Origin of the sequence: Sphingomonas japonica (assembly GCF_006346325.1) — a bacterium.
GTDB lineage: Bacteria > Pseudomonadota > Alphaproteobacteria > Sphingomonadales > Sphingomonadaceae > Sphingomonas > Sphingomonas japonica.
On the sequence record NZ_VDYR01000001.1, the window covers coordinates 1,312,756 to 1,331,680 of the forward strand.

Genomic DNA, 18,925 nt, shown 5'->3' on the forward strand with positions numbered 1-18,925 from the left:
CCCTAATCAATCGATGTCGCTCGCTCCACATCTTTCTCGAACATTCGGAGAAACGCTATGAACCTCGCGACCCTTCGCCCGCTCGGATCGTCCGGACTGCTCGTCAGCCCTCTAGCGCTCGGGACGATGACCTTCGGAACCCCGCGCTGGGGCATGGACGAGGCGGAGAGCAGGTCGGTCTTCGATCGTTATGTCGAACTGGGCGGCAATTTCATCGATACGGCCGATGTCTATTCCGGCGGCGCATCAGAGGAGATGGTCGGCAAGTTCGTCGCCGATCCTGCGCTGCGTGAGCGGGTGGTCTTGGCGACCAAATCCGGTTTCAACACCGGAAATGGTCCTCACGAAGGTGGTCAGGGCAGACGTCATATCGAAGCTGCGGTGGATCGCTCGCTCACGCGGATGCAGACCGACTACATTGATCTCTACTGGATCCACATCTGGGATGGCATCACCCCGGCTTTGGAACTGTTGCAGACGATGAGCGGTCTCGTCGCCAAGGGCAAGATCCGCTATTGGGGTGTGTCGAATAGCCCGGCCTGGTTCGTCGCGCAGCTCGCCACCCTGGCGCGCGTTCATGGCCTGCCCGCTCCGATTGGGCTGCAGTATTTCTATTCGCTCGTCGAACGCGGGGTGGAGGACGAGCACGTGCCCTTGGCGCGGGAATTCGGCATGGGCTTCGTACCATGGAGCCCGCTTGCCTATGGCCTGCTCACCGGCAAGTATGATCGCGCGACCGTCGAAGCCGGCCCGTCGCGCACCGGCGGTGTGCCCAACAACGGAGGGGCGGCCGGTGACAGGCCCGCTGACGACAAGCGTCTCGATGGCGACAATCCCTTTGGGGACCAACTGTTCACCGATCGGAATTGGCGCATTGTCGACACACTGACGAAAGTTGCCGCGGACATGGGCGAGACACCTGCACGTGTGGCGCTCGCATGGGTCGCCGGACGCCCCGAAGTCGTATCAACGTTGATGGGAGTAAGCCGGGCGGACCAGGTAACCGACAATGTCGGGGCACTGAACCTGTCATTGCCTGCGGAAGCGCAAGCAGCTCTCGGTTCCGCCAGCGGTGAAGGCGGCAGGTTCCTCTATGAACTCTTCCGCCCGTCGGCGCGCAATCAAATGGTATTTGGAGGAGCCAACGTGATCGCTCGACCTGCGGAAAATGGAGCATGACAGCGCTAGGAAGCGGAAGTTTTAGTCCGCTTTGGCCCGATCGATTTCGACAACCGGATAGTCCGCTATTGGGCCGGGAGCGGTCGGTCGGGTTTGAGCGACCAATGCTTGCCTAGCGGACATCGCGCTGCAAACGCTCGCGTCAGTCGCTCTAGCGTCATGGCGGCGAGACGTGTATCACTCGGATAATGCACCGTTTCGTTATTCTGGTATCAGTCGAGTTCCTCGCGGGGTGCGCCTCGATCAATGGGCGGACCCCGCCAGTTTACGATTACGTACGCTCCAATCGTGACGGCAGCGAACAGGAGCGGGTTCTGATGCGCTTTTCCTCTCCGACACTCGTCGAGGTCGTTAAGACGCGCGCCCGCTGCAGCAGTGCTGCATACGTCACCGCAACTATGGACCCAGAAATCGGCTATGCCGTTAGTCTCAGCGCTGGACGCCTGCTGCCAAATGCAGAGCGAAAGGTGTTTGGTGATCTAACCCAGGTGAAAAATGGGTCGCTGCGGCTGCACATGGCGACAGACGCGGGGCCGTTAAACGAAACCATGGCGTTGCCCCTAGGGAGGCCATGGCATCTTTATGACTTTGACTTGGCAAGTCTGAACGCTGCGCTCGTGGGGCACGTGCCAAATCGGCAGCCGATTCAGTTTTCGTTACCGTTGGCGTGGAATGGCGGTCCCCCGATTCTGCGGAATCTCGGCAGCGTAACTCTGAATTTCGTCGCCGCGGAGCAGCACAACGGACAGCCGGCCTTGCGTTATCGAGCCACCGGCACGTCCGCAGCATTTACGGGAGGCCCAATCTGGCTGGATGCCCGACGCGGTCATATTTTGACTGTCGAATGGGGCACCCCAAATCACGCTGAATACCGGGACTTTACCTTGCGCCTTCATCACGTCCACCACGGCGCCAATGCTTGGCGCCGGCTGTTAAGCGGGCATCTGACCCACTGCCCGACCGGCGAATAACGCGGGAACAGCTTGCAGCGCTTCCGAAAACACAGCGAGTCGCCGCACATGCGCGATCATCCGGACCGCTGCTGACACTTCCAAGCGCTGACAGTCAGTAATCGCCCTATTTCTCGCCGTTAGCGCGCCGAATGCGCGCACCTGAAAGCAGTCGCTTGTGCGCGAGAGTTTGCCCGTTATCGTACGGGGATGACGGCTCTGACATATACCGTGCGCGACCCTCGCCCTATTGCAGCAAATGCTCGCTACACCTTTTTCTTCCAAGTCCTGTCGAGATTGCGGCTGTTGGAACGGGTGATCTAGTCAAGCTAACTTTCGAGTATAATCACGAGACTGAAGAATGGCCAGTAGAGCGCATGTGGGTCATTGTGAAAGAGGTCAAAGGTACTGATCACGTTGGCGTTCTCGATAATCAACCGTTCGAGAAGACATCTTCGCTCAAGGCGGGCGACGTAATCCACTTCCAGCGGCACCACATACTGTCAATTCGGTGGGCCCACCCGGAGATCGCTCCGCCGCCCAACCAATACCGAGAATATTGGCAGCGTTGCCTCGTAGACGAGTGTGTTCTCAACGGGTCGGAACCTGTTGAATATATTTATCGAGAAGAGCCCGACATTCATAAGGAAGGCGATAAACACTCAGACAGCGGATGGCGCATCCGTGGAAGAATGGGTGAAGCTACTGACGAAGAATTGGATGCGCGTAAGCCGCAATATGTTGCTGTCGGTGCGGTGCTCAATCAAGACGATAGCTGGTTAAGCCTGATCGATGCCCCGGTCGGCTCTCGTTTTATGCGGAATTTCGCCACCAACACATATAACGACGAGGGTTAAACGGCTGTGCCCGCTATCGCGCCCAACGCTCCCTAAAGCTGCCAGTCTCATATCCACCCAGATCGCGACGTTCAGTCGCTCGCCTAGCGCGTGGAAGCCTGAAAGCCGACCGGCTGTTTTTGGCTGGAAAGCGGACCGGCCGCTAACGTCCAGCCCTTGGCCTGAAAGCTGACAGGCGCCTAACGCCCCACCACTGGTCATTCACCCGTTAGCGAAATCTCGATTTATGGCGACGGCTTTCAGATTTGAAGGGGCACACGTCGAGCGGACGATTGATAATCGCTACGGCGTCTATCATGAATGGACTGCGTCGCTTCACCGTTGCGTTCTTCGCGATGACCGCATCCCGGTTGGGATGCCAAGTGCCAGCATGACAATGCGTTCGCTTGTCATTTCGCGGGAGCAGATCGCGGGACGTGCGTGCTCATGCGATCCGCTAAAGCGCGGGCTCCTGCCCCCCGCGCGGCGGGCTTGTCGGATCCTGCTGAAAAGGTTGGTGCGGGCGGTGGGAATCGAACCCACACTCCTCTCGGAACTGGATTTTGAATCCAGCGCGTCTACCAGTTCCACCACGCCCGCGACGTGATTGCCTATAGCGCGGCGAGCTTTCGACGCAACGCCAAAGGCGGTCGGACAGCCGCTACGCAGCTTGCCGTGTTGCCTTCCTTTTCACGGCGATCGGCTTCGGCCGCGCTTTGCGGACGTTGACGGCCGACGCGTCGATATTGTTTTTCAGGTGCCGCCCGTAGAATTTCTCGATCATCTCGACGCTGGTGCGGTGGTTCTTGGCGACCCGATAGATGTCGGCACCTTCGAGCAGCCGAAGGCAGATGTAAGTGTGCCGCAGGCTGTAGCAGGTGCGGACATGGTCATCGCGGTCGAACTTCAGGTTTAGCTCGTCGAGCACATTATTCATCAGGTCGCGCGGCGTCTTTCCGAATATACGATCGGTCGGTTTGAGCTGCTTGCGCTTGCGAATGCGCTCGAAGGGCAGGATCGCACCCGGCATCGACTTACAAAACCCGACACCGCGCTTGCCGCGTACCTCGATCTCGAGAATGCGCTCGCCCGTCCCTTTGTCCTCCACGATCTTCACGTCCCGCAACTCCAGGCGCGCCGACTCGTTGGGCCTTAGCCCGGTGTTGCCCATGATCAGGACGTAGTCGTGGAAATTTTCGCAGACCTCCCGCCATCGCGGCTTGGGCGGATTCTTCGCCCGCTCGCGTGTCGCCTCGTAAAGAATCTTGTATTCCTCGGGCGAGAACCACGCCCGATGCTTGACCTTCCCCGAGGTCTTGTAGGGTGCGGACATGTCAGGCAGCGCGTCGATCCAACCCTTACGATTGGCGGTCTTTAAGACTTGGCGCAGGGTAACGACCTCGCCGTGCAGCGTTGTCCGCGCTGGCTTCTTCGGCATCCCAGTTTTCGGGTCCACCCGGGACGTTTGGCGGTGGACCCGATATTCTTGGACCGTGCCGGCGTTGATGTCCCCCAGCGGAATCTTGCCGAAAAACGGCAGGAGGTGGACACGGACGTGGTCTGACTTCTGCTTCACGTATTCGGCGTTGCGCTCGCCAAGCGTGATAACCTCGAATTCGCGCGTGAACGCGTCGGCGGCATCAGCGAAGCTAGGACCAGTTAGCGTTCGCCGACGCCGACCGTCGGGCGGCGCGCCGGGACCGGCGACGGAAAGCTGGACGGGGCCGTCCAGCGAAGGAGCGCCACCGCGACGGCGTTGGCGATCCTCTACGCACCGCTCCATGTACCAGTCGCGGGCAAAGTCCTTGGCAGCGGCGAGGTTAACTTCCTTCGTCGTCTGCCGATGATTGTGGCTGCCAAGGTATGTCGAGCATTGCCAGAAGCGGCTGTTCTCACGCCAATAGACGTGAAGCGCTCCATCCATCAGCAGATGGCTTTCGATCGGCATTTCGAGAACTCCAAAATGTGTAAGACATGTGTAAGTCTTTTTGGAGGTCTCGACCTTGCTTAGACCATTGATTTTACTCGGTTTTTGCCTTAGTTTTTTAGGCTAAACGCGATTTTGAGTCCGGCGCGTCTACCAATTCCACCACGCCCGCAGCGGAAAGCGCGCGCATGGTACAGCGATGCGCGGTTCGTAAAGGCCCGTTTCAGCTGACCGGTGCGCGGCGGCGATAGCTGAGCGCTTCGGCGACGTGCACGCGCCCGACCGCGTCGCTGCCGGCAAGGTCCGCGATCGTGCGCGCGACGCGCAGCACCCGGGTATAGCCGCGCGCCGACAGCCGCATCGCCGCCGATGCCTGCGCGAGCAGAGCCCTGCCCGGCTCGTCGGGTGCGGCATGATCGTCGAGCAGCGGGCCGTCGGCTTCGGCATTGGTCCGCGCACCCGCATCGGCATAACGCGACCGCTGGATCGCCCGCGCCTGTGCGACCCGGGCCGCGACCTCGGCCGAGCCTTCCGCAGGCGGCGGCAGCACGAGATCGGCGGCGGTCACCGCCGACACCTCGACATGAAGGTCGATGCGGTCGAGCAGCGGGCCCGAAACCTTGGCCTGATAGTCCGCGGCACAGCGCGGGGCGCGCGCGCAGGCCAGCGCCGGATCGCCGAGATGCCCGCAGCGGCACGGGTTCATCGCGGCGATCAGCTGGACATTGGCAGGAAAGGTAACATGGGCATTGGCGCGCGCCACGCTGACCGTGCCGGTCTCGAGCGGCTGACGCAGCGAATCGAGCACCGCGCGCTGGAATTCGGGCAGCTCGTCGAGGAACAGCACGCCGAGATGCGCGAGGCTGACCTCGCCCGGCCGCACCTTGAGCCCGCCGCCGACCAGCGCCGCCATCGACGCGGAATGATGCGGTGCGCGATAGGGCCGATTGCGAGTCAGCCGCCCTCCGTTGAGCGTTCCCGCAACCGATCCGACCATCGAAACTTCGAGCGCCTCGGCCGCGTCGAGCGGCGGGAGGATGCCGGGAAGGCACGACGCCATCAGCGACTTGCCCGCGCCCGGCGGACCTATCATCAGCAGGTTATGGCCGCCGGCTGCCGCGATCTCGAGCGCGCGCTTGGCGGTTTCCTGACCCTTGACCTGCGCAAGGTCGGGACCGGCGACACGCTCTTCGGCCTCGCCAGGCGTCGCGGCGGGCAGCAATTGCAGCCCGCGGAGATGGTTGAGCAGCCCGATCAGGTCGCCGGCGGCGACGACTTCGACCGACCCCGCCCATGCAGCTTCGGAACCCTGGACGGCGGGGCATACCAGCCCCTTGCCGATCTCCGAGGCATGGAGCGCGGCAAGCAGGACGCCGGGCGATGCCGCGATGCGTCCGTCGAGCCCCAGCTCTCCGACGCAGACATAGTCGGCCAGCGTCTCGGCATCGAGCACGCCCATCGCGCCGAGCAGCCCGAGCGCGATCGGCAGGTCGAAATGCGACCCTTCCTTGGGCAGATCGGCCGGCGAGAGATTGACGGTCACGCGCTTGGGCGGAAAGGACAGGCCGATCGCGGCAATCGCACCGCGCACCCGTTCGCGGCTTTCGCCGACAGCCTTGTCGGGCAGGCCGACAAGGTTGAACGCGGGGACGCCCGGCGTCACCTGCACCTGCACCTCGACGGCGCGCGCCTCCAGGCCGAGATAGGCCACCGTCGATACGATCGCGACCATCGATTGCCCCTTGTTGCCCCTGGCCATGCATAGCCGGTTTTGCGCGACAGGGAATGGCGACCGCGTCAGATATTGCCCTGTTCCTCCTCGGGAACATCGTCGTCGGGGCGGTAGTAGAGCGCGGCGCACTCGGCCGCCAGCACGCCGCCCTCGATCGACAGGTCGTCGCGAAACGCGTCGCGGATAAAATCCACCGTATCGAGGTGGCGGTCCTCGAAATACATCCGGTGGACGTCGTCGCGCCCTGCGCCGAACACGACGCGATCGACCTTCGACCAGATCGACGCCATCGTGCACATGCCGCACGGCTGGAGCGTCGAATAGAGCGTGGCGCCGCGCAGCTCCATGTCCCCGGCAGCGGCGCCGGCGGCGCGAATCGTCATGATCTCTGCATGCGCGGTGGCGTCGTTGGTTTCGGCGGTAGCGTTGCATTCGCCTGCGAGCAGCTTGCCGTCGCGCACGATGAGCGCGGCGATCGGCGTGTCGGAGGGTTCGCTGCCCTTGGTTCGCGCCAGCGCGATCGCCTCGCGCATCCAGCGTTCGTCTTCGGCCCGGCTCACGCGGAAAGCGCCTTGGCGACGATCGGGGTGACGCGGTCGGCGATCCGCTCGACTCCGTCGGCATTGGGATGAACGCCGTCGGGCAGCATCAGCCGCCGGTCGCCGAGCACGCCATCGAGGATGAAGGGATCGAGCGGAGCCTGATATTGCCTGGCAAGGTCAGGCCAGATCGCATTGAATTGCGACGCATAGTCGCCGCCGAGATTGGGCGGAGCGAGCATCCCGGTAAGGACCACCGCTATCCCGCGCTCGTCCAGCTCGGCCATCATCGCCGCCAGATTGGCTCGCGTCTCGGCAGGCGCGATCTGGCGCAGAGCGTCGTTGCCGCCCAGCCCGAGCAATACGAGGTCGGGCGTGCGCGGGAGGTTGTCGAGCGCAAACGCCAACCGCTGGCGACCGGCGGCAGTGGTGTCGCCCGACACGCCGGCGTTAGCGACGGTTGCATTGATCCCTTCCTCCCACAATCGATCCTGCAGCGTTTCCGGCAGCCCCTCGCCGCGATCGAGGCCGTAGCCGGCATAGAGGCTGTCGCCGAACGCCAGGACCAGCCGCTCCTCGCCCGCCGGACGCGTCACGGCGGCGTCGGCGACGGAACTCGCCGAGGCACTGGGCTGCGGCGCGGGGGTCGCGTCGCCGCCGCAGCCTGCAAGCAACAGGGCTTGGAGAACCACGGCCGCGCCGCCATATCGCTTCAACATTCTTGCCAAGGTCCCGCTCTTTCCCATGAAATCAACCGATCCGGCCGATATGGTCATCGCCGCGCGCAATGTCACCTTGACGCTGGGTGCGGACGCGGCGCCGACGCATATCCTCAAGGGGATCGACCTCAGCATCGCGCGCGGCACCAGCGTCGCGCTGCTGGGACCATCGGGATCCGGCAAGTCGTCGCTGATGGCGGTATTGTCGGGACTCGAACGCGCCAGCGGCGGCAGCGTCACGGTTGCCGGGCTGGATTTCGGCTCGCTCGACGAAGACGGGCTGGCGCGGGCGCGGCGCGGGCGGATCGGCATCGTGCTGCAGGCTTTCCACCTGTTGCCGACCATGACTGCGCGCGAGAATGTCGCGGTGCCGATGGAGCTTGCCGGAATATCGGACGCGTTCGAGCGCGCCGATGCCGAACTCGCGTCGGTCGGCCTCGGCCATCGCCTCGATCGCTATCCCGCGCAGCTGTCGGGCGGCGAGCAACAGCGCGTCGCGATCGCTCGCGCGCTCGGCCCGCGCCCACCGCTGGTGTTCGCCGACGAGCCCACCGGCAATCTCGATGCCACGACCGGCGCAGCGGTGATGGACCTGCTGTTTGACCGCCGCACCGCCACCGGCGCGACGCTGGTGGTGATCACGCACGATCCGGCGCTGGCGGCGCGCTGCGACCGGATCGTTGAATTGGCGGACGGCCAAATCGTATCGGATCGCGCCGCATGAGCGATTGGGCGCTGGCGTGGCGACTCGCGCGGCGCGAGCTCAACCTGCGGTTTCGCGGGCTTCGCCTGTTGCTGGCATGCCTGTTCCTCGGCGTCGGCGCGCTCGCCGCGATCGGCAGCCTGACCCAGGCGATCACCGGCGAGCTTTCCGCGCGGGGCCAGGCGATCCTTGGCGGCGACGTGCAGTTCGACGTGTCGCAGCGGCTGGCCGATCCGGCCGAGCGCGCCGCGATGGAACGCCAGGGAACGGTGTCCGAAACGGTGCGAATGCAGGCCAATGCGATCCGCGATACGCCGCAAGGACCACGCAGCGCGCCGATCGAGCTCAAGGGCGTCGATGCCGCCTATCCGCTCTACGGGTCGTTGGCGCTGGCGAATGGCGACAGGGCCGGCGCGCTCGGTGCCGACGGCGCCTGGATCGGAAAGGCGCTGGCCGAACGGCTTGCCCTGCGACGCGGCGACGCGATCCGGTTCGGCGAAGCGCGGTTCGTCGTGGCCGGCGTCATCGCCGACGAACCCGACCGGCTCGGCGAAGGCTTCACGCTCGGACCGGTGGCGATCGTGTCGATGGCAGGGCTCGATCGTACCGGACTGGTCCAGCCGGGAAGCCTCTACGAAAGCAAGTACCGCATACGCTTTGATGGCGGGCGCGACCCGGACACCGTGGTCGAACGCTTCGAGGCGGCGTTCCCCGATGGCGGGTGGAATAGCCGGACGCGCGATCGCGGTGCCCCCGGCACCGATCGCTTCATCGGACGGATGGGCGAGTTTCTGATGCTGGTCGGGCTGTCGGCGCTGGTCATCGCCGGGATCGGCGTGGGTAACGGCGTCTCGTCCTACCTCGCTGCGCGCCGCCGCAGCATCGCCGCGCTTAAGATCCTCGGGGCGACCTCGGGCGTGATCGCCCGCATCTACCTGTTGCAGGTCGCGGTGGTCGCGGCGATCGGGATCGTCGGCGGTCTGATCGTCGGCGCGCTGGCGGTGCCGGCGATCGTCGCGCTGGCCGGCGACGTGCTGCCGGTCGCACCGAGCTTCGCGCTGCAACCGTTGCCGCTCTTGCTCGCCGCCGCATACGGCGTGCTGATCGCGCTCGCCTTCACCGCCGCGCCATTGATCGAGGCGGGGCAGGTCCCCGCCGCCGGGTTGCTGCGCGGCGCGCTCGGCAGCGCGGCGATCTCATGGCGCAGGACCGCGCCGCCGGTGCTGGCGGCGTTCGCCGGGGTGATCGCGCTGGCGCTCGGCACCGCACAGCGACCGCTGTTGAGCGGCGGATTCCTGCTCGCGGTCGCGGCGACGCTGGCCGTCCTGGCCGGGCTCGGCTGGCTGGTGCGGACGCTCGCCGCCGCCGCCCCGCGCTCTCGACGCCCGTTGCTGCGGCTGGCGATCGCAGCGCTACACCGGCCGGGAGCACGTACCGTCACGCTGGTCGTGGCGCTCGGGCTGGGGCTGACGCTGTTCGTACTGCTCGCGGGCATCCGCACCAGCATCGACGCCAATATCGAGCGCACCGTTCCCCAGCGGGCGCCTTCGCTGATCGCGCTCGACGTGCCGCCCGACCGCGAGGCCGAGTTTCGCGGCATCATCGCCGCGACCGAACCACGCGGGGTGGTAAAGACGGTGCCGACACTGCGCGGCACGATCACCGGCTATGGCACGACGCGCGTCGCCGATCTGGAGGATATTCCCGACGACGCCTGGGCCCTGCGCGGCGAGCGGGGGCTGACCTATTCGGCAGCGCTTCCCGAAGGCAGCACGCTGACCCGCGGCCAGTGGTGGCCGCCGGGTTATGCCGGGCCCCCGCTGGTTTCGCTCGACGAGCGACTGGGCGAGGCGCTGGACCTCAAGCTGGGCGATCCGATCGCCTTCACCCTGCTCGGCGTCGAGCGCACCGCCCGGATCGCGTCGTTCCGGCGGATCGACTGGGATACGCTCGGCTTCAATTTCGTCATGGTGTTCTCCCCCAACGCGATTGCCGACGCGCCGCACAATCTGGCTGCGACGGTCGAGCTGCCGCCGAACCGCGAAGGTGCCGTGATGGCAGCGCTGCTACCCCGCTTTCCGTCGGTATCGGTGATCGAGGTTCAGGGCGTGCTCGGTCAGGTCCGCACCGTCGTCGAGCAGATGGCGACCGCGATCACGGCGGCGGCATCGGTTGCCATCCTTGCCGGGATCGCGGTGCTAGTCGGCGCGATCGCCGCCGCGCGCGAGGCGCGCACCTATGACGGCGTCATCCTGCGCACACTCGGCGCGACGCGCGGCCAGGTGCTGACGGCGCAGGCGATCGAATATGCGCTGCTAAGCATGGCGCTGGCACTGCTCGCGTTGGCGATCGGGCTGGGCGGCGGCTGGTATGTGGTGACGCAGATCTTCGAGTTCGAATGGCTGCCCGACTATCGCGCGGTCGCCGTCACGCTGGCGCTCGGCATGGCGGTGACCATGGGCTTCGGACTGGCGGGCGCGTGGTCGATCCTGGGGGTGCGCCCGTCGCGCGCGCTGCGCGAACTGTAGCGGTCAGCCGCCGCTCGTCTCGCGCTCCTCGCGCCCGGCGACGGTGATCTCCCTGCCGAGCAGCGTCTTCACATAGATACGCTGGACCAGCACGAAGGTGACGACGGTGAGCGGCGCGGCGAGCAGCACGCCGAGAAATCCGAACAGGATGCCCGCGCCGCCCACGGCGAACAGCAGCACGGCGGGGGGCACGTCGACGGCATATTTCTGGATCATCGGCTGGAGGAAGTTGCCCTGGATCTGCTGGACCAGAAAGAACAGCCCGACCGTCCACAATGCGGTCGCGGGCGACACGGTGAAGGCCAGTATCACCGCGGGCGTCCCGGCGATGATCGGTCCGACAAACGGGATGACGTCAAGCAGCCCGGCGATCAGTCCCAGCCCGCCCGCTGCCGGAACGCCCAGCAGCCATAGCCCCGCGGACGTCGCCGCGGCGACGACGATCATCGACATCAATTGGCCGTTCATCCAACCGCGCAGCGCATGGGTGCAGTCGTCGAGCGCATCGTCCATCACCGGCTCGGCCCGCTTTGGAGTGAGCAGGATCACGCCGCGGCGATAGACGGCGGGATCGGCCGCCAGAAAGATCGCTCCGACCAGCACCAGCGCGAAATCGGCCAGTCCGCTGCCGATCGACAGAGCATAGCTGCCCGCGCTCGACATCAGCGACGATACGTCACCGGCACCCTGTTCGAACACCGAACGGACGCGATCGCCAAGTCCCCACGTTTCCAACTGCCCCTCGATAGCCGTCAGCGCGCCGGGAATCTTTTCGCGAATGGTATCGAATTCGCGGGCCAGCTGCGCACCGAACATCACGAAAATGCCGATGAACACGCCAAGCAGGATGAAGATCGCCAAGGTCAGCGCCAGCCCGCGAGGCAATTTCGTCCAGCGCGTCAGCAATCGTGCCATCGCGTCGAACACCACCGCCAGCACGATCGCGGCGAACACCAGCATCAGCAGGCTGGTCATTTCGATCAGCAACCAGGCCGCGCCGAGGATCGCGAGCACCGTGACGACCCGTGTCGCAAAGTTCGCGCTCGATCCGCGGCGCGGCGGTTCAGCAGGGTCGGTGTCGTGTTGAGCAGCGTGCATAGGTCCCCCGGCGCGGCCCCGTCATGGCAACGGCCCTTGCCGCCTCCATGCCGAAATCCCGCGACCGGGGATAGTTCCGACTACCAGCGCGCCTGCAACCCCAGCCGCGCGGCGATCGCGGCATGGCCGAGCCGTTCCTCGGCGCTCGCCTCGCCGGTGACGATGAAGCTGCTCTGGCCACCGCTGAGGCGAACGCGGCCGATAAAGCCGCTGTCGCGATCCTCTGGCAGCAGGGTGAAGGGATCGCCATCGCCAAACTGCGCAGTCGTGGTACCGAGCGCGCCGCCGACGATCTCGCGCCGTCCGCCTTCGACTTCGAGCCGCAGGAAGCTCGCCTGCGGATCGAGGCTGCCGAGTTCGTATCCCAGGCTGAGCGATCCGGTCGCGGCGAGTTCGTCGCTGGTACGCTCGGCCACGGTGAGGTCGAACGCCTCGCCGCCGCCGGCTTCGGTATGCGCGTCCTCGCTCAGCCGGTAATAGTCGATCGCCGCCTGCGGCCGCAGCTTGAGCCGTCGGCCGACCGCAAGTTCGTACGACATCGCGCCCTGCGCCGAATAGAGCATGCCGCCCCAGCTGCCTTCGGACACGCGCGCGAAGCTGTTGTCGGCATCGGTCGAATCGAAGCGGCGCTGGCTGCTGAAGTCGATCTTCGACACACCGCCGCGGGCGCTTGCGGCAAACCCCGACCAATTGCCGCGCCAGTGCGCCGCCAGCTCATATTGCCCGGTCAGCACCTCGTTGTCGGTGAAGCCGTCGGCGTCGGTGCCCTGGAGATAGGCCAGCGACAGCCCGACCCGGCCTGCCCCGCCCAGCGCGACCTCGCCGCCGCCGTTGATGCCCCAGCCGCCGATATCGTATGCGGCGGTGTCGCCCAGATCCTTCGACGTGCCCCATGCAACCTGCTGCAACCATAGGCTCCACCTGTCGCGCTGGAGGAAGCGCGCGGCGGGATCGTTCAGGATGCGCGCGGCGGCGCGTGACGCCATCGTCACCGATTCAAAGGTTCCGCCGGCATGATCGGGCAGGAAGCTGGCGATCCGCCGCTGGAACGTCTCGCCGTCGCCGATGCCCAAGAACGTCGTCCGGATGCCCGCATCGGTGTCGAGAATGTCGAAGATCGCATCATAGGCGGCCGATTGCGAGCGGTTGAGGCCGAGCTCGGTAGTGGTCTTGCGCGCGATCGACAGCGTCACGGTGCCCGCTTCGACGTCGGAGGCGAGGCTCGACTTGAACAGGTAGGGCAGCGTCTCGGCCACCGAGCCGAGATTGTCGGCGCCGGTCAGCGCCCCGGCATCGACGATGACATAGTCGCCGAGCGAGCCTGCGATTTCCGACACGCCGACGCGCACCGTCGCGCCTTCGCCGAAGCTGGCCGCGCCGGCGACGACATAGCGAGTGGCGCCTGCTTCGCCGATATTGACCGCGATCGCGCCGCCCTCGACGGCAAGCGACGTCAGCGCGACAGTGCCGCTGCCGGTATAGTCGAACGTGCCATCGCCGACCGACAGCGCCAGACCGCCGCTATTGGCAAGCGTGCCGCGAAATATCGTGCCGGCGCCCAGCGTCATGAGATCGTCGCCGCCGCCGAAATCGATCGCGCCATTGAGGCTCGCCGTGCCAGTCAGCGCGACGGTATCGGCGCCGCCACCGAACGAGACGTCGCCAGCCTGGCGCGCATCGCCCGACAGGCGCAGGCTGTTGTCGCCGCCGGCAAAGCTCACATCGCCACTGACCCCGCCATCGGCGATGTCGAGCAGATCGCCGCCGTCGCCGAAACGGATGTCGCCGACGATGCCGGGCGCGGTTTCGTCCTCCTCGGCGAGCAGTTGCCGCACGATCGCGCCGCCGTCATTGGCCGTCAGGTCGATCGCGATCGATCCGCCACCGTCATTGCCGCCGTCGGCCTCGATCGCGCCGGCATTCTCGATCAGGTCCAGCGTACCCGACTGGTCGAGGATGGCGATCGCAGTGCCGTCGCCGCTCGCGGCAGCACCGATGCCGCCGGTATTGCGCAGCACCGGCGCCGATGCACCCGCGGCGATGACGATCGCGCGTGCCTGGGCATCGGCGGCATTGCCTCCGCCCGCGGTCACCGTGCCGCCGATCGTGATGGCATCGGCGCTGGTGCCGCTGCCAAGCAGCAGCGCGGTCGCGTCGGCGCGCGATGTCGCCGAAAGCGTGCCGTCGATGCGCACCCCGCCATTCAGATCGACCGCGCCGCCCTGCCCGCCGATGCGGATGCCGGTGGCATCGACCCCGGCATAGACGCCCGATGCCGCGACGCCGCCGCGCACGACCAGCCCGTGCCCACCGGCATCGCCCGCGACTCCGCCGAGCGTGATCGAATCGTCGGACCCGATGCTGATCGCGGGCGAACTGCCAAAGGTGCGGACGCTGGCGGTGCCCTCATTGGCGTCGGGAGTGCCGTCGTCATCCTCGTCGGCTTCGTCGGGGTCGGTGTTGGCGGGGGGCGCATCGAGCAGCACACCGCCGCCGACATTGCCCGCGACCACCAGCGCCGAACCGCCCTGCAGCAGATCGTCGGCGTCGAGGTCGGACGGATCCGAAGGCGCGGTCGTCGCACGATAGCCGGTCGAGGCGATCGAACCCTGAACGGTCACCCGCCCGGTGACGTCGCCGTCGATCCTGACCCCGACCGCATCCGCGCCCTGCACGCCGACGGTGCCGTCAAGGCGAAGATTTCCGGTCACGTCCCGCACGTCGATGCCGACCGCATCGTCACCGATCACGGCGATGTCGCCGCTGTTGGAAAGGTTCCCGGTCAGCGCACCGCCGACGCGGATACCAGCCGAATCATTGCCCTCGATGGTGATGTCGCCGGAATTGGAGATCGATCCGGCGAAGGCGCCGGTGGTGCGGATGCCGACGCGGCGCGCGCCGCGGGCGAACGGGCCGTCGATGTCGCCGTCATCGTCCGTATCTTCCGGGGTATAGGCCTCGTCGAGGATGATGTTCCCGCTGTTAACGATCGCGCCGCTGCCCTGGTCGGTGACGAGGATGCCGTCGCTGTCGTTGACGCCGGTCTTCTGGATCGTCCCTTGGTTGGTGACATTGTTGGTGCTGTCGAGGGTGATGATCGCACCGCTCGTGGTCGGCTTGATCGATCCGGCGGCGGTGACGGTGACGTTGCCCGCAGTCGAGGTGCGTACCGGCGTCGTGGTCGCCGTCGAGATGCTGGTCTGCGCCTGTGCCTGCGGTACGAGCGCAAGCAGGATCGGTGTGAGGCTGGTGGTGGCGAGCAGGATGCGCATGAAGTCCCTCTGGCAAGATGATGCGGAGGGCGTTCCCTCTCCCTTTGCCAGACGCAGGCGTGGCCGATCTCCCGTAACCGCTCGGCGCAACTGGTCGCGCGGTCAGAACCGCCAGTCGAAGCCGATGCGGATCGTGCGCGGGCGAAGCGGCGTGATCTGGTCGCCGCTGGTGAGCTGGAACGGGCTGCCGAGCGCGAAGCGATTGCCCTGCGCATCGAGCAGATTGGTCAGCGACAGCGACAGTCCACGCCGCGCGTCACCGATCCGCGCCTCGATGCCGGTGTCGAGCCAGTCGCCTTGAAGCTGCCCGAGTACCGGACCGATACCGAGCCGCGAGTGGCCGACATAGCGGGCATTGCCGGACAGCGTCAGCGCGGTGCGCGGGCCGAGCTCGGCAAAATAGCGCGCGCCGATGCGCGCGTTGAAATCGGCGACGTTGGGCAGTTGCCCGCCGCGAGCCGACGGCGCGTCGAGCGCCGTGACCGCGGCGATCAGCGCCGCGGACGGCGCGGTGACCTCGCTGTCGTTCCAGTAGAGCGAGCCGCTCAGGTCCAGCGCCTCGCTGGGGCGCCAGCCGGCCGAAATGCCAATCGAGCTTATCCGGCCGTCGCCGATATTGGCGGTGACCGGAAAGCCCACCCCGTCGATCAGATCGGCCTGGATGTCGTGCCAGCGGGTGTGCGCCGCGGTCAGCAATATATCGAAGCGGTCGCGCGCGGGCGCCCCCAGCCGAACGCCCAGCTCTGCGGTTTCGATGCGATCGCCGGTATAGCGCTCGATGAGGTCGCTGCGTACCGCAAGGCCGCCGGGGCGGAACCCCTCCTGATAGCGCGCGAACAGGCTCCAACGCTCATCGGGTTGAACGAGGATCGCACCCGACGGCAGGAAGCGCGTCTCGGTGCGACTGGCCCCGCCGCGCGGGTCGGCACGAAACGCCACCAGTGCCGAAACGTCCTCGGCATCGCCCGACAGCCGCGAATGCGTCAGCCGCCCGCCGCCGGTCAGCGCCAACCAATCCACCGGAACCACGGTCGCCTCCCCGAACACCGTGACCTCGCCGATGCGATTGCGGACCCCGGCGACCGGCATCGCCATCCGCGCCTCCTCGCCCAGCGTGCGGTTGAGACGGGCGTCGTTGCTCAGCAGGCTGGCGCCGACCACCCATCCCGCACCATTGGCCGAGCGCTGCGCCAGCCGCGTCTCCGAAGTCAGCATGCGGATGCGGCTGGTCTGGCGGAACTGCGTGGGCTCGCCGCCGGGCTCGGTCGCGTCGAATGTTTCAGATACGTAATGGTCGATGATGCCGGTCGCCGAGCGCAACTGCAGGTCGCCCCAGTCGCGCGCGATGCGAAGTTCGCCGAGCAGATAGTCGTTGACGAACGGCTGCGCGACCGCGCTCGCCCGCGAAAGGCCGTCTTGGTCGCCATATTGCGCGTCGCGCCCGTCGATCCGCTGCCACGTTCCGCTGAGATCGACGCGCCAGCCATCGCCAGGCTCGAGCCCCAGATTGGCGCGGGCGCCTGCGGTCTCGACCCGGTTGACGTCGGCGAGGCCGCGAAGGCGATCGTCGATATAGCCGCCGTCGATCGCGCCGTAGGCGACCGCGCGCAGCCCCAGCATGTCGCCGACCAGCGGCAGGTTGAGCATACCGCCTGCGTCGACACCGGGGTCGCCATGCTGCGTGGCGAGAACGCCGCCCCAGCCCGCGGCGGCGATTCCCGACACATCGGCGCCCTGCGGCACCACCCGGACGATCCCGCCGAGCGAGCCTGCGCCATACAGCGTTCCCTGCGGCCCCTCGAGGATCTCGACGCGGGCGATATCGTACAGCCTGAGCGACGGATCGGGCGCGCTGTAGGTCAACCGCGTGTCGCCCCAATATTGCCCGACCGTCGCCTGGGTCGGCCCGGTGAAGCTCGAATCGGCGACGCCGCGAATGAACAGCTTGTTGCGGCCGGGGCCGAGATGCGTCGAGGCGAGGCTGGTGCTGGCGCCCACCAGTGCGTCGCTGCCCCGCGCCGCTTCGGCAAGCGAGATATCGGCGCCATCGGCGATGCGCGCGACGCCGGGAAACTGCGACAGCGGCACGTCGCGCTTGCTGGCGATGACGATGATGTCGGCGCCGACGGGCTCGGGCTCCGTTTCGGCGGGCGGCATGCGCGGCGGCGCAGGGCGCGGCGGTCGCGGCGGGATCGCTTCGATCAGATAGCTGTTCGCGGCGACCTTGCGCGCCCGCGCTCGCGTTCCACGCAGCATCGCCGACAACGCCTGCGCAGTCGTCAGCGTGCCCGCGACGCGGCGTACGCGCAGCCGTGCCAGCGACGGATCCCGCATGCCGATGCTCGCGCCGGTCTGACGCCCGATCGCGACGATTGCCGCGCCGAGATCGCGCGCCGCGACACGCACGGCGACGCGATCGTCGCGCGGCGGCGCGGCAGGGGTCAGCAATGCTGCCGACGCGATCAGGCTAAGGGCGTACACGATTTCTGGAGGTCAGTACCCAGCCCTCGCCCTTACGCTGCGCCGAAAGCCCAAGCAACGGCGCGGTGCGATCGAGGATCGCCGCGGGATCGCCGTCGATGGCGATCGTGCCGGTGAACGGCGCCGTCCCCGCCCCTTCGACCGCGATCGCAACGCCCAGATTGCGCGCCAGATCGGCCGCGACATCCTCGATCGCGGTGCCGCTGTAGACCAGACGCCGCGCGGTCCACGCCCCGACCGCTTCCGGCGCGACCGCCGAAACCCTGACATTGGCCGCAGCGTCATCGGCGAACAGCGCCTTGCCTGGATCGAGCCGCACCGCTTCGCTGTCCGGATTGTAGACCACCGCCCCTTCCGAAACGGTGACGCGGGTCGAGCGGTCGGTGCGCACGACGTTGAATACGGTGCCGACATCGACCAGCCGCGACGGGCCGGCCGTCACCACGAACGGATCGGCGGCATCGTGGCGGACGGTGAACAAGGCTTCGCCGCGTTCGAGCGCCGCCAGCCTCGGGCTGTCATCATCGAGGACGATGCGGCTGCCGCCGTTGAGGTCGATCCTCGATCCGTCGCTCAATGCGATCTGGCGCCGCTGGCCGGGCGCGGTTTCGATCGCGTAGGGATCGCTTCCCGCGTCGAGCGCGCTCCAGCCAAGCACGACGGCAAGCCCGGCCGCGACCGCACCGCCTCCCCAGATCAGCCGCCGCGGCCGCCGGACCGTGGGTTGGGCGAGGATCGGGCGCGGGGGTGCGGCGACGAACCACGCGGCGATCTCGGCGTCGGCCGCAAGCGCTGCTTCATATGCGACATTATGCTGCGGATCGGCTTCCAGCCAATCGGCGAACGCCTCCCAATCGGCGAAGGCCGGATCGGCCACGCGCATTGCCCAGTCGCGGGCGGCGGCGCGGATCGGATCACGGTAGGGGTCGGTCATCGCCATCTCCCTTGCGTGACGCAGACG

13 protein-coding genes and 1 tRNA gene are annotated in these 18,925 nt (G+C 66.7%); 5 read left to right on the forward strand and 9 right to left on the reverse strand.

Going from position 1 to position 18,925, the window contains the following annotated elements:
* The first annotated feature begins 57 nt into the window (after window positions 1–57).
* The 3 genes from FHY50_RS06610 (at window position 58) to FHY50_RS06620 (ending at window position 2,986) form a co-directional block, all read left to right on the forward strand.
* Window positions 58–1,179, forward strand: coding sequence for an aldo/keto reductase (locus FHY50_RS06610; RefSeq protein WP_140047704.1), 1,122 nt, complete (start codon window positions 58–60; stop codon window positions 1,177–1,179).
* A gap of 317 nt (window positions 1,180–1,496) precedes the next feature.
* Window positions 1,497–2,150: a hypothetical protein gene (locus FHY50_RS06615; protein WP_140047705.1), complete on the forward strand. Its 654-nt coding sequence runs from the start codon at window positions 1,497–1,499 to the stop codon at window positions 2,148–2,150.
* A 131-nt stretch (window positions 2,151–2,281) separates the two neighbouring features.
* On the forward strand, window positions 2,282–2,986 hold the full coding sequence (locus FHY50_RS06620) for an immunity protein Imm33 domain-containing protein (RefSeq protein ID WP_140047706.1): 705 nt from the start codon (window positions 2,282–2,284) through the stop codon (window positions 2,984–2,986).
* Window positions 2,987–3,480: 494 nt separating this feature from the next.
* Here the strand turns inward: FHY50_RS06620 and FHY50_RS06625 are convergent.
* The 5 genes from FHY50_RS06625 to FHY50_RS06645 form a co-directional block, all read right to left on the reverse strand.
* Window positions 3,481–3,565, reverse strand: a tRNA-Leu gene (locus FHY50_RS06625).
* 61 nt (window positions 3,566–3,626) lie between these two features.
* Window positions 3,627–4,913, reverse strand: a complete 1,287-nt coding sequence (locus FHY50_RS06630; protein ID WP_140047707.1) for a site-specific integrase — start codon at window positions 4,911–4,913, stop codon at window positions 3,627–3,629.
* Window positions 4,914–5,115: 202 nt separating this feature from the next.
* Window positions 5,116–6,624 (reverse strand): YifB family Mg chelatase-like AAA ATPase, encoded by a 1,509-nt coding sequence (locus FHY50_RS06635; protein WP_140231073.1) that lies wholly within the window; start codon window positions 6,622–6,624, stop codon window positions 5,116–5,118.
* 65 nt (window positions 6,625–6,689) lie between these two features.
* Complete coding sequence (locus FHY50_RS06640; protein WP_166745395.1) at window positions 6,690–7,184, reverse strand: nucleoside deaminase; 495 nt, start codon at window positions 7,182–7,184, stop codon at window positions 6,690–6,692.
* On the reverse strand, window positions 7,181–7,855 hold the full coding sequence (locus FHY50_RS06645) for an arylesterase (RefSeq protein ID WP_337250268.1): 675 nt from the start codon (window positions 7,853–7,855) through the stop codon (window positions 7,181–7,183). Before FHY50_RS06645 ends, FHY50_RS06640 begins: the two co-directional genes overlap by 4 nt.
* A gap of 52 nt (window positions 7,856–7,907) precedes the next feature.
* Here FHY50_RS06645 and FHY50_RS06650 point away from each other — a divergent pair, with 52 nt between their 5' ends.
* Both FHY50_RS06650 and FHY50_RS06655 read left to right on the forward strand, forming a co-directional pair.
* Complete coding sequence (locus tag FHY50_RS06650; protein ID WP_140047708.1) at window positions 7,908–8,606, forward strand: ABC transporter ATP-binding protein; 699 nt, start codon at window positions 7,908–7,910, stop codon at window positions 8,604–8,606.
* Window positions 8,603–11,113, forward strand: a complete 2,511-nt coding sequence (locus FHY50_RS06655; protein WP_140047709.1) for an ABC transporter permease — start codon at window positions 8,603–8,605, stop codon at window positions 11,111–11,113. Before FHY50_RS06650 ends, FHY50_RS06655 begins: the two co-directional genes overlap by 4 nt.
* Window positions 11,114–11,116: 3 nt before the next feature.
* On the opposite strand, the gene FHY50_RS06660 is transcribed toward FHY50_RS06655, so the two are convergent.
* The 4 genes from FHY50_RS06660 to FHY50_RS06675 form a co-directional block, all read right to left on the reverse strand.
* Window positions 11,117–12,211 (reverse strand): AI-2E family transporter, encoded by a 1,095-nt coding sequence (locus FHY50_RS06660; RefSeq protein ID WP_140047710.1) that lies wholly within the window; start codon window positions 12,209–12,211, stop codon window positions 11,117–11,119.
* 80 nt (window positions 12,212–12,291) lie between these two features.
* A complete protein-coding gene (locus tag FHY50_RS06665; protein ID WP_140047711.1) occupies window positions 12,292–15,483 on the reverse strand; it encodes an autotransporter domain-containing protein in 3,192 nt (1,063 codons plus the stop codon).
* 102 nt (window positions 15,484–15,585) lie between these two features.
* Window positions 15,586–17,964 (reverse strand): TonB-dependent receptor, encoded by a 2,379-nt coding sequence (locus tag FHY50_RS06670; RefSeq protein WP_244935307.1) that lies wholly within the window; start codon window positions 17,962–17,964, stop codon window positions 15,586–15,588.
* Entirely contained in the window at window positions 17,951–18,898 is a 948-nt protein-coding gene (locus tag FHY50_RS06675; RefSeq protein ID WP_140047713.1) for a FecR family protein, read from the reverse strand. The genes FHY50_RS06670 and FHY50_RS06675 overlap by 14 nt, the downstream gene beginning before the upstream one ends.
* Window positions 18,899–18,925 lie beyond the last annotated feature (27 nt).